Origin of the sequence: Streptomyces spiramenti (assembly GCF_012034385.1) — a bacterium.
Classification (GTDB): domain Bacteria; phylum Actinomycetota; class Actinomycetes; order Streptomycetales; family Streptomycetaceae; genus Streptomyces; species Streptomyces spiramenti.
Genome location: NZ_JAAVJB010000042.1, coordinates 1 through 21,026, shown reverse-complemented (window position 1 = coordinate 21,026; position 21,026 = coordinate 1). Strand labels below are relative to the sequence as shown.

Annotated in this window: 20 protein-coding genes; 11 read left to right on the top strand and 9 right to left on the bottom strand. The window is 73.8% G+C overall.

Annotated features, from left to right (window positions below):
• Positions 1-36: 36 nt before the first annotated feature.
• On the top strand, positions 37-336 hold the full coding sequence (locus tag HCJ92_RS08130) for a DUF4287 domain-containing protein (protein WP_167932780.1): 300 nt from the start codon (positions 37-39) through the stop codon (positions 334-336).
• Between the two features lie 68 nt (positions 337-404).
• On the opposite strand, the gene HCJ92_RS08125 is transcribed toward HCJ92_RS08130, so the two are convergent.
• The 9 genes from HCJ92_RS08125 to HCJ92_RS08085 form a co-directional block, all read right to left on the bottom strand.
• Complete coding sequence (locus tag HCJ92_RS08125) at positions 405-743, bottom strand: hypothetical protein (protein ID WP_167932779.1); 339 nt, start codon at positions 741-743, stop codon at positions 405-407.
• Entirely contained in the window at positions 740-1,999 is a 1,260-nt protein-coding gene (locus tag HCJ92_RS08120; protein ID WP_167932778.1) for an FAD-dependent monooxygenase, read from the bottom strand. The genes HCJ92_RS08125 and HCJ92_RS08120 overlap by 4 nt, the downstream gene beginning before the upstream one ends.
• Complete coding sequence (locus HCJ92_RS08115; RefSeq protein WP_420824687.1) at positions 1,996-3,378, bottom strand: dihydroorotase; 1,383 nt, start codon at positions 3,376-3,378, stop codon at positions 1,996-1,998. Before HCJ92_RS08115 ends, HCJ92_RS08120 begins: the two co-directional genes overlap by 4 nt.
• A complete protein-coding gene (locus HCJ92_RS08110; protein ID WP_338054074.1) occupies positions 3,375-4,505 on the bottom strand; it encodes an acyl-CoA dehydrogenase family protein in 1,131 nt (376 codons plus the stop codon). The genes HCJ92_RS08115 and HCJ92_RS08110 overlap by 4 nt, the downstream gene beginning before the upstream one ends.
• On the bottom strand, positions 4,478-5,533 hold the full coding sequence (locus HCJ92_RS08105; protein ID WP_167932776.1) for a PrpF domain-containing protein: 1,056 nt from the start codon (positions 5,531-5,533) through the stop codon (positions 4,478-4,480). The genes HCJ92_RS08110 and HCJ92_RS08105 overlap by 28 nt, the downstream gene beginning before the upstream one ends.
• Positions 5,530-7,353: an asparagine synthase (glutamine-hydrolyzing) gene (asnB, locus tag HCJ92_RS08100; RefSeq protein ID WP_167932775.1), complete on the bottom strand. Its 1,824-nt coding sequence runs from the start codon at positions 7,351-7,353 to the stop codon at positions 5,530-5,532. The genes HCJ92_RS08105 and asnB overlap by 4 nt, the downstream gene beginning before the upstream one ends.
• Positions 7,354-7,424: 71 nt before the next feature.
• Positions 7,425-8,390 (bottom strand): PLP-dependent cysteine synthase family protein, encoded by a 966-nt coding sequence (locus HCJ92_RS08095; RefSeq protein ID WP_167932774.1) that lies wholly within the window; start codon positions 8,388-8,390, stop codon positions 7,425-7,427.
• A 64-nt stretch (positions 8,391-8,454) separates the two neighbouring features.
• Complete coding sequence (locus HCJ92_RS08090) at positions 8,455-9,234, bottom strand: aldolase/citrate lyase family protein (protein WP_167932773.1); 780 nt, start codon at positions 9,232-9,234, stop codon at positions 8,455-8,457.
• A complete protein-coding gene (locus tag HCJ92_RS08085) occupies positions 9,231-10,091 on the bottom strand; it encodes a TauD/TfdA family dioxygenase (protein ID WP_167932772.1) in 861 nt (286 codons plus the stop codon). Before HCJ92_RS08085 ends, HCJ92_RS08090 begins: the two co-directional genes overlap by 4 nt.
• A 353-nt stretch (positions 10,092-10,444) precedes the next feature.
• Here HCJ92_RS08085 and HCJ92_RS08080 point away from each other — a divergent pair, with 353 nt between their 5' ends.
• From HCJ92_RS08080 to HCJ92_RS08035, 10 genes are all read left to right on the top strand, one after another.
• Positions 10,445-11,731 carry an MFS transporter gene (locus HCJ92_RS08080; protein ID WP_167932771.1) on the top strand — a complete coding sequence of 429 codons (1,287 nt, stop codon included), beginning with the start codon at positions 10,445-10,447 and terminating at the stop codon, positions 11,729-11,731.
• The gene (locus HCJ92_RS24755; protein WP_245240687.1) at positions 11,728-14,202 is read left to right on the top strand and encodes an ATP-grasp domain-containing protein; all 2,475 of its coding nucleotides are present in this window, start codon (positions 11,728-11,730) and stop codon (positions 14,200-14,202) included. Before HCJ92_RS08080 ends, HCJ92_RS24755 begins: the two co-directional genes overlap by 4 nt.
• 19 nt (positions 14,203-14,221) lie before the next feature.
• Positions 14,222-14,827: a serine O-acetyltransferase EpsC gene (gene epsC, locus HCJ92_RS08070; protein ID WP_167932770.1), complete on the top strand. Its 606-nt coding sequence runs from the start codon at positions 14,222-14,224 to the stop codon at positions 14,825-14,827.
• A gap of 46 nt (positions 14,828-14,873) precedes the next feature.
• Positions 14,874-15,848, top strand: coding sequence for a PLP-dependent cysteine synthase family protein (locus tag HCJ92_RS08065; RefSeq protein WP_167932769.1), 975 nt, complete (start codon positions 14,874-14,876; stop codon positions 15,846-15,848).
• Positions 15,845-17,098: an ATP-grasp domain-containing protein gene (locus HCJ92_RS08060; protein ID WP_167932768.1), complete on the top strand. Its 1,254-nt coding sequence runs from the start codon at positions 15,845-15,847 to the stop codon at positions 17,096-17,098. Before HCJ92_RS08065 ends, HCJ92_RS08060 begins: the two co-directional genes overlap by 4 nt.
• 115 nt (positions 17,099-17,213) lie before the next feature.
• Positions 17,214-18,125: a DUF6008 family protein gene (locus HCJ92_RS08055; protein ID WP_420824686.1), complete on the top strand. Its 912-nt coding sequence runs from the start codon at positions 17,214-17,216 to the stop codon at positions 18,123-18,125.
• A 232-nt stretch (positions 18,126-18,357) separates the two neighbouring features.
• Entirely contained in the window at positions 18,358-18,885 is a 528-nt protein-coding gene (locus HCJ92_RS08050) for a hypothetical protein (RefSeq protein WP_338054073.1), read from the top strand.
• A gap of 119 nt (positions 18,886-19,004) precedes the next feature.
• Entirely contained in the window at positions 19,005-19,352 is a 348-nt protein-coding gene (locus HCJ92_RS08045) for a PadR family transcriptional regulator (RefSeq protein WP_245240686.1), read from the top strand.
• Entirely contained in the window at positions 19,349-20,233 is an 885-nt protein-coding gene (locus tag HCJ92_RS08040; protein WP_167932767.1) for a hypothetical protein, read from the top strand. The genes HCJ92_RS08045 and HCJ92_RS08040 overlap by 4 nt, the downstream gene beginning before the upstream one ends.
• Positions 20,234-20,400: 167 nt before the next feature.
• The coding region (locus HCJ92_RS08035; protein ID WP_167932766.1) for a DUF4184 family protein at positions 20,401-21,026 on the top strand (626 nt) is incomplete at its 3' end.

Genomic DNA, 21,026 nt, shown 5'->3' with positions numbered 1-21,026 from the left:
ACGAATTCCCGCTCGTTCACCTTGGGAGAGTCACAGATGTCTTTTCAGGCGTACCTCGACACAATCGAGGGCAAGACCGGCCTGACCCCGCGGCAGTTCATCGAAATCGCCGAGGAGAAGGGGTTCACCGACCCCAAGACCAAGGCGGGGACGGTACTGGAGTGGCTGAAGACCGACTACGACCTCGGCCGGGGTCACGGAATGGCGATCGTCCACATCCTGAAGAACGGTGCGAAGATCTCCGACAAGCACGTCGGTAGCGCGGGCACCCACCGGGACGACAGCGACACCCTCTGGTTGGACGGCAAGGCGACCAACCCGAAGAACCAGGGCTGACCCGTGCGGGGTGCGGCCCGGTCGGGTACCGCACCCCGCCGCACCCCGCGGTCACCCCCCAGTCGCGGTCATCCCGCGTCGGCGCCGTGCGGCGTCACCCGGGGCGCGTGCCCCGGGAGCAGGCCGGCCAGCCGGGCCGGCTCGAAGTTCACCGCGCTCGACCACCGGTCGGTGCCGATCCTGATCCAGACGTCGCTGGTGATGACACCGACGGGGTTCTCCCCCTCGACCACCACCTCGCCCGGGGTCCACGCCTCGCCGTGGTACGACCGCGCCGGGTCCGGCAGCACCACCTCGGTGACGGGGTGGGAGAGCGAGGGACCGGTGCGGATGTTCGCGTCACGCCACACCGGGCCCAGCTCCGCCCCCAGTTCCCGGAGGGCGGGGGGTGTCGGAGTGTCGGTCATACGGGTTCCTCCTGTGGTGAGTCGGGTCGTGCGGCGCGTGTCGCCGACCTGGTCGATGACGCCGACGCGGCTGCGCCGGGCGGCGCCGTCTCCGGACGCCAGTCGAGCAGCTCCGTCACCGTCACGTCCTTGCGGCCGGACCGCCGCGTCCGCGCGTCGCGGTCCGCGGCGGCCCGGGTGTCGTCGCCCTGGTCCAACGCCCCCTGCTTCCGCGACGCCGTCACCACGCGCTCCGCGCGCGGGGACCTGAGCCGGGCGAAGCGCCGCAGCGCGGCCGGGACGTCCTCGTCCCGGACACCGTCCAGGACGTCGCCGAGGACCACCGCGTCCTCCAGCGCCAGGTTGGCGCCCTGTCCGAGCGCCGGGACCATCGGGTGGGCCGCGTCCCCCAGCAGCACGACCCGGCCCGCCGCCCAGTCGTGGACCGGGTCGCGGTCGTGGATGTCGGTGACCGCCAGATCGGCGGGGTCGCTGTCGCGCACCAGCGCCGCGGCCGGGCCGGGCCACCGCTCGGTGAGGTTGATGAGCCGCTCCCAGGCGCCCCGCGGCCCCAGCGCGGGCCAGACCCCTTCGGCGGCCGTCACCTTGGCGGTCCAGTACACGCGTCCGCCGCCAACCGGCGCCACGAAGAGCTGGGCCCCCGCACCGTTGACCACCGCCGCCCGTGCGCCCGAGGGCGGCCGGTCGCACCGGCCGCGCACCGAGGTGTAGCCGCGGTAGACGGGCGCCGAGTGCCCGAGCAGCCCGGCGCGGACCGTCGACCGCAGGCCGTCCGCGCCCACGAGGGCCGCGCCCCGGACCTCCCGGCCGTCCCGCAGCAGCAGCCCGACCGAATCCCCGTGCTGCTCGAAGCCGGAGGCCACCGCGCCCAGGACGATCTCCGCCCCCGCCGCACGGGCCTCCCGCAGCAGGGCGTCGTGGAGCGCGCTGCGCAGTAGGGAGACCTGGGGGGAGCCCAGACGCATCGGCACCTCGCCGATCGGCTCCTCCGCCAGCACCTCGCCGTCCGCGCCCACGATCAGCCGCCGCTCAGCCGGCCCGACCTCGTGACCGCTGCCGCGGACGACCGCGCCAAGTTCGGGGCCGAGCGCGTCGACGGCCCGCATGCCGTTGGGGTAGAGCACCAGCCCCGAGCCGACCGGTGCGATGCGCGGCGCCCGCTCCAGCACCGACACCGGCCTGCCGCGGCGGCAGAGCGCGATGGCCGTGGCCAGCCCCGCGATCCCGCCGCCCGCCACCACGATCCGTGAGGTCACCGGTCCACCGCCGATCCCAGCAGCCTGCCGTCCGGCGACCCGAACTCCCCGGTCCCGGCGTCCCACACCGTCGAACCGGCCCGGATCGTCCGCAGCACGCGGCCGGTGAACGTCCACCCCTCGTAGGCCGACCAGCCGCACTTGGAGCGCACCTGGTCCGCGGAGAGCATCCACGGGTCGTCGGGGGCGAAGAACACCAGGTCGGCGTCGGCGCCGACCTCGACACGCCCCTTGCCCGGGAGGCCGAACAGCCGCGCCGGCCCTTCCGCCAGGTACCGGACCAGCCGCCGCACCGCCGTGTCGGGGTCCTCCTCCGGCCAGCGGCGGCGCGAGCCCGTCCACACGGCGACCGCGAGTTCCTGCACGCCCGGCAGACCCGGGGGAGAGGCGACGGGCCCGCGCGTCTTCTCCTCGACGGTGTGCGGCGCGTGGTCGCTGCCCACGGTGGCCGGCTCCCCCGCGCTCAGCGCCTCCCACAGCCGGTCCTGGTCGGCCTGGCCGCGGATCGACGGCGACAGCCGCGTCCGCGCGCCGTAGCGGCGGGTGTCGAGGTCGGTGAACGACAGGTGGTGGCCGGTCACCTCGAACGTCACCGGCAGCCCCGCCGCACGGGCGGCGGTCGCCAGGTCGGCCTCCTCGGCGCTGGACAGGTGGAGGATGTGCGCGCGGGTCCCGTGCCGGCGCACCAGCTCGATCACCTTCGACACCGCGACGATGCCGCCACTGCGGGGCCGGGCACGCTCGTAGGCGGTGTACTCCCCGGGCTCGCCCCGCCAGCTGTCGAGCAGGTCGAAGACCGCGCTGTCCTCGGCGTGCAGCACCAGCTGCACCCCGCCGTCCGCCGCCGCCAGGAACGCCTTCTCCAGTTGCCCCGCGTCCCGCATCACGGTGGGCGCGGTGTGGTGGCCCGCCATGAAGACCTTGGCGCTGCCGGCCACCCGGGGGTCCAGCTCCGCCAGGAGTTCGGGGCGGTCGGGGTCGGCGCCGAGGTGGAAGCGGTAGTCCACCAGCGAGGTGCCCGCGACCAGTTCGGCCTTGGCGGCGAGTGCCTCCGCCGAGAGCGAGGGCGGGACCGTGTTGGGCATGTCCATCACGGTGGTGACACCGCCGACGACCGCGGCACGGCTCCCGTGCGCCCAGTCCTCCTTCGCCGTCAGCCCCGGCGTGCGGAAGTGCACGTGGGAGTCGATGAGCCCGGGCAGCACGTAGGCCTGCCCGGCGTCCAGTTCCCGCGCTCCGTCGGCGGGCGCGTCCAGGGGCTCGATCGCGGCGACCCGGCCGGCGGCGACCCGCACCGAGGCCGGCCGCACCCCCTCGGGCGTCACCAGGCGAGCCGCGCGCACCACCAGCTCCGCGCCGTCGGCGCTCCCCGCGGTCACCGCTGCCACTCCGCGGCCAGCAGCGTCCGGCAGAGGTCGCTCGTCGGCCCCATCATCGCGACTCCTCTGACGTCGGCCAGCATGCGGACGACCGGATGGTCGGCCACGTATCCGGCGGAACTGACCATCCGGGCGACCTCCGAGCAGATCCGCTCCGCCGACTCGGTCGCGAACAACTTGCTGCGCAGCGTGGTCGAGCCGGGGTCCGACGAGGTGCGGGCCCCGGCGAGCGCCACCACGGCCCGCACCGCCTCCAGTTGCACCCAGAGCTCCACCAAGCGGTGGCGGACCGTGTCCAGTTCCAGCAGGCCGCGGCGCTCCGCGTGCTCCTCCGCCACCTGCACGGCCTCCTGGGCGATCCCCAACGCCACCGCGCCCAGGGTTGCCCCGGTCCGCCGGACACCGGCGATGATCTCCGCCGCGTGTCCCAGCGGGCCGACCCGGTCGCGGTCGGGGACCGCGCACTCCACCAGCTCGATCAGTCCGGTCGCCGAGCCGCGCATACCGGCCAGCACGGGGCCGGTGTCGGGACGCAGCCCCGGGTTGCCGGCCTCCACCAGGAAGAACGACTGGTCGGGGGCGCCGTAGTGGCCCCGCACGCTCTCCTCGCTCCCCGTCCGGGTACGCACCAGCACCAGGTACAGGTCGGCGACCCCGGCACCGGTCGCGAACGACTTCGCGCCGTTGAGAACCCAGGTGCCGTCCTCCCGCAGGACACCGGCACTCGACACGTTCTGCTTGGCGGCGCCGGCGTTGGGCTCGCTCCACGCCGAGGCGGCGAGGAGCGAACCGTCGGCCAGCCCCGGCAGCAATCGCTCCTGCTGCTCGGGGGCGCCCCACTCCGCGATGCGCGCGGTGACGGCGAAGTGCTGGAACGCGATGATCGCCAAGGACGGGTTGACCGAGGCGAGATCGGCGACCACCCGGTTCACCTCGGCGCCGTCGCCCCCCTGCCCGCCGTACCGGTGCGGCACGGCGGTGGCGAGCACCCCGGACCGCCGCAGCGCGGTGAGTGCCGCCGGGTCGGTCGTCGCGCTCCGCGCGCACTGCGCCGCTGACTCGCGGAGCTGCGCCCGCGTCTCCGCGGTGAGCGCCGAACTCACGTATGTGCCGGTAGGTGCAGCCACCTGGTCTCCTCCTTGCGATACGCACGGCTGAAGTGGTCGAGGGCGTACGAGCCGAGCAGGGTGACCTTCTTGCCGTCCACGGAGGTCCAGCACAGCGCGTCGCCGGCGCCGTCCGGCCCGGGGGCGAGGACGGACTCGGTGCGTGTGCGCCCGCCGGGCGTGCGGATCTCCACCGACTCCGCGCCCGTCCCGGCCTCCCGCGCCATCCGCGCCACGACGGTGCCCGGCACGGCGGCGGCCACGGAGAGACAGACGGCGCCGGTCAGCGCGATCGTCGGGTGCCAACTCGGGACGGAGAGCGCGCGGACGGCCAGCGCGCCGTCCTCCGGCACGACGGCCGCGACCTTCGGGAACGCCCCCGTCCGCGGCCAGCCCAGCAGGTCGGTGGCGGCGCCCCGCACCTCCTCCAGCGCGACGGCGAGTTCCTCGCCCGCGGCGAAGAGCGCCGCGGCGTCGGGCACCCCCAGCTCCCGCCCGTCGACGAACGCGTAGGGGTTCGCGCCGTTGACCAGGGACACCGCGCGCCTGCCGCCCGCCGCGATCAGCGGGTTCACCGGCTCACCCGTCATCAGCAACCGCCGGACGGGGGTGGGGGGCACCCTGATGAAGCGCACGGTGAACAGCGCGCTCTGGCGGTCCACCCGGTCCGCCTCGCAGACGATGCCGTCCCCGTTGTTCAACACGTTCACGCGCACCCGGGAACCGGGGAACAGCGGCGGCAGGAGCCCGGCGCGGGAGGCGGTGCTCACCCCGGCCAGCACCGAGTGACCGCAGGAGCCGCGCAGCTCGAAGCAGTCCGGCGCCTGGGGCATCGCCTGCACGAACCGGTAGTCCAGGTCGAACATCGGGTGGGTGGACGGGCGGACCAGGGCGATCTTCAGGACGTGCCCGCCGCCCATGTCGGTCAGCTCGCCACGGATGCCGGTCAGCACCGCCAGCAGCCGCCCCTCGTCCTCCGGGAGGTGGCGCGAGTCGAGCACCAGCGTCGGGCAGGGGCTCCCCTCGGCGTACGCGAGGTGCCCGATCACGGCGCCGCCACCAGGGCCTCCGGGGCGCCGCCGGCACGCTCGGCCGCGCCGTGCGCGAGGCGGTCGAACCAGAGCTGGTAGACGGTCAGCGCCCACAGGGCGAGCGCCGCGGTGTCGTCGGGGGCCGCGGCCTGACGGGTGAACAGCCCCCGCACCGTCCCGGGGCACAGCCGGCCGCCACGGCGCAGCGCCGACTCGGACAGCACGTCGTGGCAGAACCCCCACAGCGCGGTCCCCGGCGCGAGCATGGCCGTGACGGGCAGGGTGAACGGCTGCTTCGGCCGGTCCAGCACGCTGCGCGGGAGCAACCCCTCGGCCGCGCCGAACAGGACGCGCTTCACCGAGCCGCCACTGATCCGCATGTGGTCGGGCAGCGCCCTGCCCAGCCGCGTCACGGACTGCTGGCAGTACGGCAGCCTGACCTCGACGGAGCTCGCCATGCTGAGGTGGTCGACCCGTCGGAGGTGGTAGGCGGGCATCCGGTGCCGCAGCTCGAAGTCCGTGATCCGTTCCAGGGCGCTCCGCGGCCCGTCGCAGGAGAGCTCCTCGACGGTGTGCGCCGCGAGGGGGCCGGCACCCGACCGGGCCAGTTCCGCCCTGTACTCGGGGGTGTAGAGGGCGTCCCGGAGCGCGGCCGGGGCCGCCGCGAGCGCGTCGAGGTAGCCGGACTGCCATCCCGGGCCGTGCTCGGCGGCCGTCAGCATCCGCCGGTAGCCGCCGAAGACCTCGTCGGCCGCGTCTCCGGTGAGCGCCACCGTGAACCCCGCCTCGCGCACCGCGCGGAAGAGCGCGAGGCTGCTGACGGTGATGGGGTCGGCGTTCGGCTGGCCCAGGTGGCGGACGGTCTCCTGCAGCAGGTCGGGCAGCTGCTCCGGGTCCACCTCGACCTGGTGGTGGACGGCGCCCGTGCGTTCGGTGACCTCCCTCGCGAAGTGCCGCTCGTCGGAGGGCCAGTCGCCGCGGTAGGCGATGTTGAAGGCGTCGACGGGGCCGCGCTCCGCGGCGAGGGCGGTAACCAGGCTGGAGTCGAGCCCACCGGAGACGATCACCGCCACCGGGACGTCGGCCACCAGCAGGCGGCGGACCTCCCGGCGCAGCGTGGTGCGCAGCAGGGCGGCGGTCTCCCGTTCGTCGCCGGCCGGCGGCACCGCGTCGGGCCGGTGCCGGGCGCGGAACCGCGGTGGTCGGTCGCGGCGGCAGACGACCGTGGTCGCCGGTGGCAGGGTGCGCACCTGCGCCAGCATCGTCCGCTCGCCGAAGGGGGTGCGGGTGGCGAGGTAGCGGTCGAGCCCCGGTTCCCACAGCCGGTCGTCGACGCCGTCGAAGGCGAGGAGCGCGCCGAGCTCCGAGGAGAAGTACAGGGCGTGGCCCGCCGTGTCGTGGCGGTAGTACAACGGCTTCATGCTGGCGTGGTCGGTGGCGAGCAGCAGGACGGGCTCGGTCCGGGTGTCGACGACAGCGAGCGTGTACATGCCGTCGAGGTGTTCGGTGAGGTCCTCGCCGTACTCGTGGTAGAGCGCCGGGAGGATGCTGCCGTCGCACCGGTCGTCGAACCGGTGGCCCAGTCGGCGGAGCCGGTCGCGCAGCTCGTCGTGGTTGTAGATCTCGCCGTTGAGGACGGCGTGGACCCCCCTGCCCGGGCCCAGCGAGTAGGGCTGGGCGCCGCCCGCGGGGTCGATGACGGCGAGGCGGTTGGCGCCCAGCGCCCAGTCGGCGCCGGTCACGACCCCGCTGCTGTCGGGCCCGCCGTGTTGTTGCAGTGACGCCACCTCGGCGAGATCGGTGGGCGGGGTGTTGAAGCAGCCGAAGATGCGGCACATGCTGTGACTCCTGTCGTGAACGGCCTGCTGCCGCCGACCGGGGGGGCGGGGCGCCCGCACGGGCGCGCGGCTCAGCCCCGGAGGGTGGACAGGTACCTCTCGCCCGAGTCGGGGAAGATCGTGACGACGGTGGTGCCCGCGCGGGGCGGCACGCGGCAGATCTCGGCCGACGCCCAGGCGGCGGCGCCGGAGGAGACACCGACGGGCAGCCCCAGCGAACGCGTGAGGCGGGCCGCGGTGTCGGACGCCGCGGCGTCGGGGACGGTGACGATCTCGTCGATCAGGTCGGTGTCGGTGATGTCGGAGACGTAGCCCGCGCCGATCCCGGGAATGCCGTGCGGCCCGCCCTCGCCTCCGCTGAGCACGGCGGAGCGCTCCGGCTCGACCGCGACGACCCGCACGTCCCCCCGCTCCTTGAGGAACCGGGCGGTGCCGGAGAGGGTGCCGCCGGTACCGACCCCTACGACCAGCACGTCGACCCGGCCGTCGGTGTCCGCCCAGATCTCCGGACCGGTGGTCTCATAGTGCGCCCGGACGTTGGCCTCGTTGCGGTCCTGGTGCGGCACCCACGAGCCGGGTGTGGCCCGCTGCAACGCTTCGGCGTGCTCCCATGCGGCGAGCAGCCCGTCCTGATGGGGCACCAGGACGATCTCGGCCCCCAGCGCCCGCAGGAGCAGCCGGCGTTCCTCGGTCGCGTTGTCCGGCATCACGACGACGCAGCGGTGTCCGCGCGGAACGCAGAGCGCCGCGAGCGAGATCCCCGTGCTGCCGGAGGAGCACTCGATGACGGTGCCGCCGGTCGCCGGCAGCAGGCCGCTCCGTTCCGCCTCCGCCACCATCCACCGGGCGGCGCGGTCCTTGACACTGGCCAGCGGGTTGAGCATCTCCAGCTTGGCCAGCAACCGCACCGCCGGATCGACCCCCTCCATCCGGAACTCCAGGAGCGGGGTCCCACCCACGAGGTCGGCGACGGTTCGGGCCACCGGGCGCGGTGGCGGGTCGGTGGTGGCCGGGGGTGTGGTCAGGGGCAGAGACATGGGTCCCCTCGGTGTGCGGGCGGACAGGGGTGCGCGTCGGCCGGGCGGGTGCGGCGGGCCGGCGTCAGCCGGCGCTGCGGGCCGCCCGCAGATGGGCGGCGGCTGCCTGCTGGAGGTGGGTGATGTCGCTGGAGACGGTCACGAAGGTGAACCCCTCGGCGAGTCGCCGGGCCGCGGAGTCGCCGTCCAGGCAGTGGATGCCACAGGCGATCCCCGCCGCCTCGGCGGCGGTGACGATGCGCCCGAGGGCGCTCTCCAACGCCTCCGCGGCCGACGGATCGCCGAAGTGGGAGGCGCCGAGCGCGACCGAGAGGTCGGCGGGCCCCACGTACACGGCGTCCAGCCCTTCGATCGAGCAGATCGGCTCGATGGACTCCAAGGCTGCGGCGGTCTCGACCATGACGATGCAGGCGACCTGCCGGTCCACCCGCGCGGGGACGTCGCCGAGCCGCAGCTCCGCCCGGACCGGCCCGCTGAGGCTGCGGGTCCCCACCGGCCAGTGCCGGCACGCGGCGACCGAGGTGCGCACCTGCTCCGGGGTCTCGATCATGGGGACGATCACCGCTCGGGCGCCGGTGTCGAGCGCGGTACCGATCACCACGGGGTCGGCGGACGGCACCCGGATGACGCCGGCAGCGATCCCGCGGGCGTCGACTGCCATCATCGCGGACTGCCAGCCCGGCTGGTGCATCACGCCGTGCTGCCCGTCGACCCCGACGTAGTCGTAGCCGAGCCCCGCGATCCGCTCGGTGCCGACCGGGTTGTCGCAGGCGATCCAGTAGCCGACGAGCCGCTCGCGCCGGCGCAGCCGCTCGGCGAAGTCGCCGGGGGAGGGGGTGCTCACTCGCCCTCCCTGATGACGTAGCTCTCCTTGCCGTCGAGACCGACCGGCACGTCACCGTTGACGGAGACCCGGTGCAGCACGCGCTTGTGGTCCCCGTAGTCGTTGACGGCGTAGTGCTGGGTGCAGCGGTTGTCGAAGACGAGGACGTCCCCGGGGCGCCAGCTCCAGCGAGCCGTGTTCTCCGGACGGCGCACATAGGACTGGAGCACGTCGATGATCGGGCGCGAGTCGCGCACCGTCATGCCCACCAGCCACTGCGCGAAGCCGCCGAGGAAGAGGGAGGGCTCCCCGGAATCGGGGTGGAGACGGACCACCGGGTGCGCGGCCTCGTACCGCCGGGCCAGGAAGGCCGCCCGGACCGCCTCGCCGCGCTCGGTCCCCAGTCGGGGCTGCTCCGCGTGGTTGGTGTGCACGGCCCAGAGCCGGTCGGCCACCTCCCGCAGCTCCGCCGGGAGGTCCCGGTACCCGGCCTCGGCGTTCGCGACCATGGTGTCGCCACCGTAGGGCGGCAGTACCACGCTGCGCAGGGTGGTCCCCAACGAGGGCGCCCGGGTGAAGCTGATGTCGGTGTGCCAGTGGTCGGCGCGCTGGTCCTCGCCGTCGACGGGGAGGACCATCGGCGAGTTCTCACTGCTGCGCATCATGGGGTGCGGCTTGGTCACGTCCCCGAATACACCGGCCAATGCCAGCTGGTCCCCGTCGTCGATCTCCTGGTCACGGAAGAAGAGCACCTTGTGCTCGACCAGGGCCTCGCGGATCTCGCCGGCCAATGCCGATGAGATCGTGCTGCCGAGATCCACTCCGGTGACTTCGGCGCCTATGTTCCCGCCGATTTTCCTTGCATTGATATCCGTCACTCCGGCGCCCTTCGTAATCTTCGGGCGGGCGAGATGATCCGTGCCCGCTGCGCGTGATCGCACAGAGATTCCCGCTCGGTGGAAGCGGCGGGAAGAGGGGGTGTTCGGCGAATGTTCGAGCAGAGTAGCTCACCCGGACCTGAACGAGTCAAACGGTCTGCCGATTCAGGCGACTTGGCTAATTCGTGCGTGACGGGGTGACAGGCAAAGGTGTTCAAGACGGACCGTATCGGGCGCGTTGCCGGGGATTCCGTGCAACTTGCTCCCCCGCTTCTTCAATTACGCTACGCTCGCCCCGTGGTTCGTCCGGGCGTCCTGTCTCTTCGTTTACGGTGCCCGCAGAAGGGGACTCAGTGGTCTTTCGTGAACTGCACCCGAATATTCGGCTGCGCATAGGTATCGGCTTTGTTCAGCGACTGCTCGGCGTCATGCTCATGCCGCTGATGACGATCCGGCTGGCGGACCTCTACGGCGCCGCGACCGCCGGCGCGTTGGTTCTCACGGTCGCCGTCGCGGGCATCCTCGCCAACCTGCTGGGCGGTCACCTCGCCGACGTGCGGGGCCGCAAGCCGCTGCTGCTCGCCGGCGAGGCCGGCGCCACGGTCACCTTCGTCGCCCTGGCCCTGGCGGCATCCGGCTGGTGGGACAGCGCGGTCGCCGTCTACCTGTTCTTCCTGCTGAACATCGCCCTCTCCCAGCTGGCGACCCCGGCGGCCGAGGCGATGATCATCGACGTCTCCACGCCGGAGAACCGCACGCTCGTCTACACCATCAACTACTGGGCCACCAACCTGGCGTTCACCATCGGCGCCATGCTGGGCGGCTTCCTCTACCGCGACTACTTCCCCCACCTGCTCGCGGGAGCCGCCTTCCTGTCACTGGCGACCAGCCTGGTGACGCTCTGGTTCATCACCGAGTCCGCCCCGGAGGGCGGCAGCGGGAACGAGCGGGGGCCGCGGGCCCTTCTCCTCGGCTACCGCACCGTCGCGCGCGACCGCGTGTTCCACAAGATGTTCTTCGCCGCCGTCCTGATCACCGTGGTCGAGATGCAGATCGGCTACTACATCGCCGTCCGTCTCGCCGAGGACTTCCCCCGGCAGTCGCTGGTCTCCTTCGGGGACTGGGCCCTGAGCGTCGACGGCGTCAGCATGATGGGAATCCTCCGCGCGGTGAACGCGGCCCTGGTGGTCCTGCTGATCCTCGTCTCCGGCAAGCTGCTCGGCAACCTCTCCGACCGGCTGCGACTCTTCGTCGGCCTCGGCATGTTCACGGCCGGATACATGGTCTGGGCCGTCAGCAACGACGGCAGGGTGCTGCTGCTGGCGGCAGCAGTGCTGACCCTCGGTGAGATCGCCAGCGTGCCGGTGCGCCAGACGCTGCTCGCCAACCACATCCCGGCCGACTCCCGGACCCGTTACATGGCGGTCTACACCTTCAACGCCCGCGCCGGCCTGATGATCGCCGCGCTCTGCGTCACCCTCGGGGCCGTGGTGCCCCCGGTCGTCATGAGCGTGATCTTCGGCGTGTGCGGAGGACTCGCCGCTCTCCTCTACCACCTGGTTCTTCGCGACGCCGCCCGGGCCGAGAAGACCCGACAGTCGGCGGAAGCCCTCGGCTCGGACGAACGGAGTGACGCATGACGACCGGTGAGCCCCCCCGTCGCAGACTGCTGATGGTGATGCCGTATCAGCAACTGGCGCGCAAAGCCGGCGAGGCCGGCTTCGACGTCTGGTCGATCTGGGACCCCGCCATGCAGACCCCGGACTACCTCGACCAGGTCAGGGCCAACTCGGTGGAGTTGCTGCTCACCGACCTGAGCGACCACCGGGGCCTCGCTGAACTCGTCGAGGCCACCGCCGAGAAGCACCGGATCGACCTGGTCCTCTGCCTGGGCAACGAGGACATCCAGCTCGCGACCGCTGTCGCCGCCGCGGATCTCGGCCTCGGCACCAACCCGCCGGAGACCATCCGGCGCATCAACGACAAGGCCGCGATGCGGGCTCTCCTCAACGAGCACGGGCACTCCCCTGTCTCCGCGAGGAAGGTCACCGAGGCCGCCGATGTCGCCGACGCGGCGCGCCGGCTCGGCCTGCCGGTCATCGTGAAGCCGTCCGAGCTGTCGGGAAGCAGAGGAGTCGCGCTCGTCCGTGACGACGCCGACCTCGCCGCCTGGCTCGACCGCGCGGCCGACCCGGGACTGCCCGGGCCCTATGTGGTCGAGGAGTACCTGAGGGGGCCGGAGTTCAGCGTCGAGACGCTCACGGTCCGCGGCGAGCACCACGTGATCGGTGTGACGCGCAAGCACACCACGGGTGCACCCGGTTTCGTCGAGACCGCACACGTCTTCCCCGCCCCGGTCGGGGAGGGCGAGACGCGGGCGCTCGCGGAGACCGCGACCGGGCTGCTCGACCTGGCGGGCTACCGCTTCGGCCCCGCGCACACCGAGATCGTGCTCACCGCCGCAGGCCCCCGCGTCGTCGAGTCCCAGACCCGGCTCGGCGGCGACCGGATTCCCGCGCTCATCAGGGTGGCATGCGGTTTCGACATCGAGGCGGAGGTATTCCGGGCCCTCGCCGGACGGGAGGTGCCCGCCGTCCGTCCGACCGGTGTGGGCGCGGTCGGCTTCCTGGGGTACCGGCCCGGCGTCGTCGCCGCGGTCTCGCCGCGCCTGGAGGAGGCGCGGGCGTTGCCGTTCGTCGACACCCTCCACTTCCCGTTCACCGCAGGTGACGAACTGCCCGTCACGCGTGACTCGTTCACCCGGCACGGCTACGTCGTCGTCGCGGCGGACACCCCGACGCTGGCGGCGGAGCGCATCGAGACCGTGCGTGCCATGGCCGAGCCCACCCCGGTGCCCAACCCCGCACCCGGTACCGCGGACGGCCGGACCGTCCTGCTGGTGGGCGGCACCGACGGCCACGTCGAGGCGTTCGACCGGCTCGGCGCCCGGATCGTGCTCGCCCAGCATCCGGACAAGGTGACCGCCTACCAGACCCGGACGGCGCACGCGCTGCTGATGGTGGACTACACCGACTGGGAGACGCTGCTGCCCTTCGCACGCGCCGCGCAGCGGGTCTACGGCTGCGAGGTGGTGGCCTCGCTCACCGAGGGCGGGCTCACCCCCGCCGCCCGGCTCACCGACCTCTTCGGGATCGGGGACGGCCGCCGCCACGAGGTCAGCCGCCGCATGCGCGACAAGCAGCTCATGCGCGAGCACCTCGCCGCCGCCGCTGTGGGCCCCGAGGTCCTGGCCGCCGAGGTGACCGACGGGGAGTCGCTGGCCCGGTTCGGGGAACGGGCCGGCTACCCCTTCGTCGTCAAACCCACCGGCACCACCGCCGGTTTCGGCGTCGCCAAGGTCCGTGACGCGGCAGACGTGGAGCGGGTCCGACACCACATCGAGGGACTGCGCGGTGCCCGCACCGACCGCGGTTCCACGCTCTTCCGCGTCACCGGCTTCCTCGCCGAGGAGTACCTCAACGGAGCCGAGTTCAGCGTCGAGGCGTTCAGCTTCGCCGGTAGCCACCGGGTCCTCGCGGTGACCGAGAAACTCGTCGACGACGGGCACTTCGCCGAACTCGGCCACGCGCTGCCCGCCCGGCTCCCCTCGGACGACCACGCACGCGTGGTCGCGGCAGTGGAGGACCACCTGACCGCGATGGGCGTCGTCGAGGGCCCCAGCCACACCGAGGTGCGGCTGAGCGACCGCGGTCCGGTCGTGATCGAGTCCCACAACCGGATGGGCGGCGACTTCATCATCGAGCTCCTCGCCGCCGCGACCGGGATCGACCTGCCGGCCTGGTCCGCCGCGCGCGCACTGGGGCTGATGGAGGAACCGGCGAGGATCCCCCCGCCGTTCGGCGGCGCCTGCGTCCGGTTCCTCACCGGCGGCGACGGCGTGGTCGCCGCGGTGCACGGCGCGGACGACGTCGCGTCACTGCCCGAGGTCATCACCACTGCCGTGTCGGTGGCTCCCGGCAGCAGGACCCGCCGACCGCGCGACAACTGGGACCGGTTGGGGCACGTCGCGGTGCGGGCACCGGACACCGACACGGCGGTCGCCCGGTGCGAGCAGCTCGCACACCGAGAGATCCGGATCGAGACCCGGTGAGCCGGGGAGGGGCGGGACGATGAGAACACGGCACAGTGTCGGCGACCTCGTGCGGCTGATGGCCGAGGACCTGGACGTGGTGGTCGAGCGCGACCCCTCCGTCCGGAGCCGCCGGGAGGCCCTCGGCCACCCCGGGCTCCGGGCGGTGTGGGCGCACCGCGTCGCCCACGCCCTGCACCGTTCCGGGCACCGCGCGCTCGCCCGGTGGGCGGCTCGGCGCGCCCGCCGGCGCACCGGGGTGGAGATCCACCCCGGTGCCGAGCTGGGGCGCCGCGTCCTCGTCGACCACGGAGCGGCCGTGGTGATCGGGGAGACGGCGCGGGTGGGGGACGACGTGACCATGTACCACCAGGTCACCCTGGGCGCGGTCGGCTGGTGGGCCGACAACGCGCGCCCTCCCGGCGCCCGCCGCCATCCGGTGGTCGGCCCGGGTGTGGTGCTCGGCACCAACGCCACCGTCCTGGGCCCGGTCTCCATCGGCGAGCGCGCGGTCATCGGTGCGATGGCGGTCGTCACCCACGACGTCCCGCCCGGCGCACGGGTACGGGCCGCGAGCTCCGTCGTGAGGCCGCCGCTCAGCCTGGCGGAGAACCTCCGGGCCGTCGCGTCCGCGGGGTCCTGGTGACCGGCGGCGCTTCCTCCTCCTCTTCTCTCCTCACCCGGTGGAGCCCATGGTGAACACCCCGCTTCCGCACCTCCCCGCCGTCCCGCCGCGACCCCGGATCGCCGCGGGCGTCGAGGAACTCATCGGCCGGACACCCCTGGTGATGCTGCGCAGTCCCGGCGCGGCGCCCGGGGCCCGCGTCATCGCCAAACTGGAGTCGGCCAACCCCTACGCGAGCGTCAAGGACCGTGCCGCGCTGTTCATGGTGGAGGCCGCAGAGGCACGCGGTGACCTCGTCCCCGGCGGCACGGTCATCGAGTCCACCTCGGGCAACACGGGGATCGCCCTCGCCGCACTGGCCGCCGTCCGGGGCTACCGGTGCGTCGTGGTCCTGCCCGACAGCGCCACCCCGGAGCGGGTCCGCCTGCTCGCCGCTCTCGGCGCCGAGGTGGTGCAGACCCGCAGCGAGGACGGTTTCGCCGGTGCGATCGAGCGGGCCGAGGAGATCGACCGTGCCACGCCGGACGGCTGGTACGTCCGGCAGCACGAGAACGCCGACAACACCCGGGCGCACTACGAGACGACGGGCCCGGAGATCTGGCAGGACACCGAGGGACGCGTCGACGTGCTGGTGATGGGCGTCGGCACCGGTGGGACCCTCTCGGGCGCGGGCCGCTACCTGAGGGAGCAGAACCCGCGGCTGCGGATCGTGGCGGTCGAACCGGCGACCTCCGCGGTGCTCTCCGGTCAGGCGGGCGGCCCCCACAGCATCCCCGGCCTCAACGGCGGCTTCGTCGCCCCCACCACGGAGGTCGCCCTCATCGACGAGGTCCTCACCTGCACCGACGAGCAGGCCATGGAGACCGCGCGCCACCTCGCCCGCGGCCAGGGGCTGTTCACCGGCATCTCGGCCGGCGCGGCCGTTCATGCCGCGCTCGCCGTCGCGCGTCGCCCGGAGAGCGCCGGGCTCACCGTCGTCACCCTGCTGCCGGACACCGGCGAGCGCTACGCCAGCGTCTGGTCCCCGAAGGAGCCATCGTGACCGTACTCGTGCTGCACCGGGGGTCGCTGCGCGCCAACCCCTACCCCGAGTGGTTCGCGGGGCGCGATGACGACCTGGTGCTGCTCGCCTCGTCGGAGCAGTTGGAGCTCCACGGGGAGGAACTGCCCCGTGCGGCGCCCTGGGTGCACGTCGAGGCCCTGCCCGACTACGACACCTCGCCGCGGGTCCACGAACGCGCGGTCGAGCTGATCGAGAAGTACGGCGTCACCGACGTCGTCGCCTGCCAGGAGAACGACATCGAACGCGCGGCGCTGCTGCGTCGTCGCTTCGGGCTGCCGGGGCAGCTCCCGGGGACCGCCACGCCCTACCGGGACAAGTGGGAGATGAAACGGGCCGCCGGGGCGGCCGGCATCGCGGTGGCCCGGCACGCGCTGGTGTCCGACGCCGCCGGCCTCCGAGGCTTCGCGGCGGAGCACGGCCTGCCCGTGGTGGTGAAACCACGGCGCGGAGCGGGGTCCATCGGGCTGAGTACGGTGCGCACCCCCGAGGAGCTGCGGGCCTGGGACCCGGGGGACCGGCCCACGGCACCGGCCGGTGCGCCCGGCGAGCCGGCGTGGCTGGCGGAGGAGTACGTCGAGGGGGAGATGCACCACGTGGACGGTGTCGTGCTGGACGGCGCGGTCGTCACCCTGTGGCCGTCGCACTACCGGTACGTGCTTGCCGACTACCGGGACCGGGGCGGCCGGGTGGACCTGCCCCACGACCCGGACAGCGAGCTCGGCGGCCGGCTGGCCGCGTTCGCGGACGAGACGCTGGCAGCACTCGGCGGGCCCGAGAACTTCGCGTTCCACATCGAGGTCTTCCGCACCCCCGACGACCGGCTGGTGCTCTGCGAGGCGGCGTGCCGCGCGGGCGGGGCGGGTGTCCGCGACGTCCAGCGGGAGATGTTCGGGTTCGACCCGGCGGCCTACCCCGTCCGTCGCCAGCTCGGTCTGCCCGTGCCGGTGTCGGGGCGCCTGCGCCCCGCGCGGTTCGCGGGCCAGCTGCTGTTCACCAAGCGGCCCGGGAAGCTCGTCGCGTGGCCCCGGCCGGGCGACCTTCCCGCGGAGGTCGCCGAGGCAGTGGCGGTCTCCCACCGGTTCGGCCGGCCGGGCGACGTGGTCGCGGAGGCGCAGCACTCCGGGGACTTCCTCGCCGCCTTCGTCGTGACGGGGGCGGACCGGGCCCAGTGCGCGGAGCGGATCGGCGTGGTGGAGGAGTGGTTCCTGGCCGGGCTGGTCATGGAGTGACGGCACGTCACGGTGAACGCGTGACGAGGCACGATGGGAGTGGTCGGTCTCCGGGCCGGTTCCTAACGTGATGCGCGGCTGGGACGTCGCAGCCGTGACGCGGAGGAGGAGCCCCGTGGACCATCAACCGGGAATGCACGGCATGGACAGTGCGGTGACCGCTCTGGAGACGGCGGGGGCGGTGCTTTTCGTCCTGTGGACCGTCGCGATGTGGGGCGCCGTCGTCGTGATAGCGCTCGCCGACCGGGGCCAGGAGCGACCGTGGCTCTACCGCTCGGCCGTGGGAGTGGTCGTCTTGGGGGTGCTGGGCCAGATCGGCCACTTCCAGGAGCACGTGGCCCAGGCCGGTTACTGGGTGGCCAACCCGATGCAGCCCGCCTGGATGACCCCCCTCGGGGACGGTCTGGCGCGCGGCCTGGGCCAGATCGATCCGTCCAACCCGAACCTCGGCATGGAGCTGCTGCACCTCAAGGGCAACCTGGTGTTCCTCGCCGGACTGGTCGGGATCATGCTGCTCACCCGCCGGGTGGCCGGCGATCTGAAATCGCGTCGCTGGGCGCGGATGGGTGTGTGGATGCAGGGCATCCACGGAGTGGAGCACGTCGTGCTGACGGTCTCGGTGGCGCTCGGTGCGAGCGGCGCGATCGGGCTCTCCACCTGGTTCGGCACCATCGAGCCGGGGCCGGCCCTCACCACCTACCGGGTGTGGTGGCACTTCGTGGCGAACCTTGTGGGCACGGCGATCCTGACGATGGCGATCTACCACCTCTGGCGCGAGCGGCGCCTCGTCGAGAGCTCGTACGCGCCGCCCCGGGTGGGTGGTGTCCTCCAGGCGCGGCGGGCCGACCGGGCGGCAGCGGCGGCTGCCGCCGGCGCGGCGCGGGCGGGCTCACCGGCCGATGCGGGGCGCACGGACCCTGCGGAGCGCACGGACCCTGCGGAGCGCACGGACCCGGCCGGGTACGAGCGGGCGGACCGGTGGGAACGGGAGTCGACGGACCGGCACACCGCCTCGCGGGCCGACTAGGCCCTTCGGGTCTGCGTGGATCGGGCCGCGGCGTCCGGCGCGACGCCTCGCAGGACGCCGGATCGCAGCTCGTACGGTCGTACTCGCGCGGTTCGGTGAAGCAGCGAGGTGCCGTGCCGGGCGCCGCGGTCCCACGCGCCTTCCGAACGACACGCCCCGGCGGCGGCCCCGCTCGCTCACCCCGGGGTCGCCCCGGGGTGCGGGGCGGCCCGCGGCGGCGGACCATGCTGGTGTGGACATCGACCCGATCCAGCCGCGACTGCGGGAGTGGAGCAGCGCCCGTGCCGACCGCGCGCTGACGATCTATCTCAACGACCACCTGGCCGGCGCCACCGCCGGGGCCCGGTTGGCACGGCGAATCGCCGCTCACGCCCCGGCCGGGCGGGCCGAGCGGTGCGACGGTCTCGCCCGCGAGATCCGCGAGGACCGCGGCGCGCTGCTCGTCCTCATGAGGTCCCTCCGGGTGCCCGTGCACCACCACCTCCTGCTGGCCGGCGCCGCCGCCGAGACTCTGGGAGTGCTGAAGCCGAACGGTGCGCTGGTCCGACGTGCCCGGCTCTCGGAACTGGTCGAGCTGGAGACGATGTACCTGGGCGTGTGCGGCAAGGCCGCGCTGTGGCGGACGCTGTCGGAGCTGCCCGGGCTCGCCGGTCAGGGCGTGGTCGACGTCGCCTCGCTGCTGAGCCGTGCGCGGGCGCAGGCCGGGATGCTGGAGGAACTGCGCGCCGAGGCGGGCGCGAGGGCCCTCGCCGTGGTCTGACCGCGTGGTCGACTCCGGCCCGGTGCCGTCCCGTGCCGCCCGGCCCGCCCGGTCCGCATCTCGGCGGTGTGCCGTGGCCGGCATTGCTGATGTGTCGGCCACCGTCATATGTTGGCGCCATGAGCGACAAGCGCGGTATGCAGGAGCCGACCCTGCTGGTGCTCACGGCACTCGCGGACGGGCCACGGCACGGCTACGCGGTGGCGCAGGAGGTGAAGGTGCTGTCGGGCGGTCGGGTGGTGCTGCGGACCGGCACCCTCTACGGCGCGCTCGACCGGCTGCTGGGCGAGGGCCTGGTGGAGGTCCACCGCGAGGAGGTCGTCGACGGCCGGGCCCGGAGGATCTACGCGCTGAGCCCCGCGGGCCGGGGGCGCCTGGCCGACGAGGTGACCCGGATGGCGGCGACCGCGAGGGAGGCCGGCCGGAGACTGGGGCTCCCCGGCGCGGTCGCGCCGGCCGGCCCGTGATCAGGGTCGTGCTGCGCCTCTACCCGCGCCGGTACCGGGAGGACCGCGGGGAGGAGATCCTGCACGTCCACCGCGAGATGACGGAGGGTGCCTCGTTGCCGGCCCGGGCCGGAGAGCTCGCCGACATCACCGCTCACGCCCTTCGGGTGCGGGCCCGTGTCGACTCCTCGGCCGTCGCGGGCCGGTACGTGGCGATCGCCGCGCCGTTCGTGGTCGCAGCGGCGCTGATCACCTCCGGTGCCCAGCTCGGCCGCTGGTACCGCTCGGTCGTCGATTCCCCGGGGGCGCCTTACGTCGGCGGGCTCCACGGCCTCGCGCTGGTCGCCGCGGTGCTCGTCTGCACAGGGGGCGTGGCCGCGCTGACCGGTCGGTGGGCGGCGGGCGTCGGTCTGCTCTGCGCGGGCCTCACCGGGGCCGCGGTCGCAGCCGTCGGCGGTGGCGCGGCGTACGGCCATCCCCTGCTGACGCCTGCCGTCGCGGTGCTCACCGCCGCGGTGGTCTCGGCGTGCCCACCGGACCTTCGGCCCTCGCGCGGCGCGTGTGCCCTCGCCGGGGGCGTCGCGGCGGTCGGATGGCTTCCCCTGATGCTGCTGTACGCCGGTGCGCTGCCGGTCAGCACCGAGTACGGGCTCTGGCCGGTCCTCGTGGTGGTGCCGGCGGTGCTCGCGTACGGGCTGCTCGCCGGCGGGCGGTGGCCGGCGGGGGCGTCGGCCGTGGCGGTGGTCGCGGCGAGCCCGCCGCTGTTGGGCCACGCCTGGGACCAAGCGGGTGGGGAGTACCTGGCGGTGGCTCTCGCCGTGGTCGGGGCGGCGGCTTGCGTGGGACTCGCCGTGCCGGTGGCCGCGCGTCGCCGGCCGCGCCGTCGCCGGGTCGGCGGCTGACGACACAGCAGGGAGCCGGGACCACGACGGGGCGCGTGCGGTCGCGGGACAGCCCGCCTCTATAGTCAGTCGAGCGACGTATTCAGTTCGACGGACTGCGGTGGGGCGGGTGCTGGCGGGCAGCGGGCCGGCCCGTCGCACCGGCCGCCGCGGCGGAGGAGGAGCCCGTGCCGTTCACGTTGTCCCACCCGGCGGCGGTGCTGCCGCTGCTGCGCCACCCGTTCTCCGCCCCGGCGCTGGTCTGCGGTGCGATCGCCCCCGACATGCCCTACTTCCTCGGCGCGGCGAGGATCCCGGTCGGCGCGCAGTCCTGGTACGAGCCGTTCCTCAACGCCACCGCCACGCACCGTCTCGACGGGCTCCCGCTGTCGCTCGCTCTCGCCCTGGTCCTGCTGCTCCTCTGGGCCCTGGTGCGCCGACCGCTGTCGGCGCTGCTGCGGCCGGAGGCGGTTGTCCCCGACCGGGCCGCGACATCGGAGCGTGGTGCCCGGGTGCGGGGGCGCCGTGCCGCGTGGGTGCTGCTCTCGGCGCTGATCGGCGTACTGACCCACCTGGTCTGGGACTCCGTCACCCACGGCGGAGGCCTGCTGGTGCCCGACCCGGGCTGGTTGCGCGCACACCTGGTCGGCGACCTGACGGTCGCCCGCTTCCTGCAGCACCTCAGCACGGTCGGCGGGGGTGCCGCGGTCGGGGCCCACCTGTGGCGGCGGTGGTCGGCCGACCGGGCCCGGGGCGCGGCCGTGGTCGTCCCGCCGCGGGGCGCCCGCGCGGGTGCCGTCGGCCTGCTGGCCGT

What these genes read in the sequence shown, in the direction of transcription:
- HCJ92_RS08065 (WP_167932769.1), top strand. Translation starts at nt 14,874, where the DNA reads ATGGTGAACACCCCGCTTCCGCACCTCCCCGCCGTCCCGCCGCGACCC.
- HCJ92_RS08130 (WP_167932780.1), top strand. Translation starts at nt 37, where the DNA reads ATGTCTTTTCAGGCGTACCTCGACACAATCGAGGGCAAGACCGGCCTG.
- asnB (WP_167932775.1), bottom strand. Translation starts at nt 7,353, where the DNA reads ATGTGCCGCATCTTCGGCTGCTTCAACACCCCGCCCACCGATCTCGCC.
- epsC (WP_167932770.1), top strand. Translation starts at nt 14,222, where the DNA reads ATGAGAACACGGCACAGTGTCGGCGACCTCGTGCGGCTGATGGCCGAG.
- HCJ92_RS08045 (WP_245240686.1), top strand. Translation starts at nt 19,005, where the DNA reads ATGAGCGACAAGCGCGGTATGCAGGAGCCGACCCTGCTGGTGCTCACG.
- HCJ92_RS24755 (WP_245240687.1), top strand. Translation starts at nt 11,728, where the DNA reads ATGACGACCGGTGAGCCCCCCCGTCGCAGACTGCTGATGGTGATGCCG.
- HCJ92_RS08125 (WP_167932779.1), bottom strand. Translation starts at nt 743, where the DNA reads ATGACCGACACTCCGACACCCCCCGCCCTCCGGGAACTGGGGGCGGAG.
- HCJ92_RS08095 (WP_167932774.1), bottom strand. Translation starts at nt 8,390, where the DNA reads ATGTCTCTGCCCCTGACCACACCCCCGGCCACCACCGACCCGCCACCG.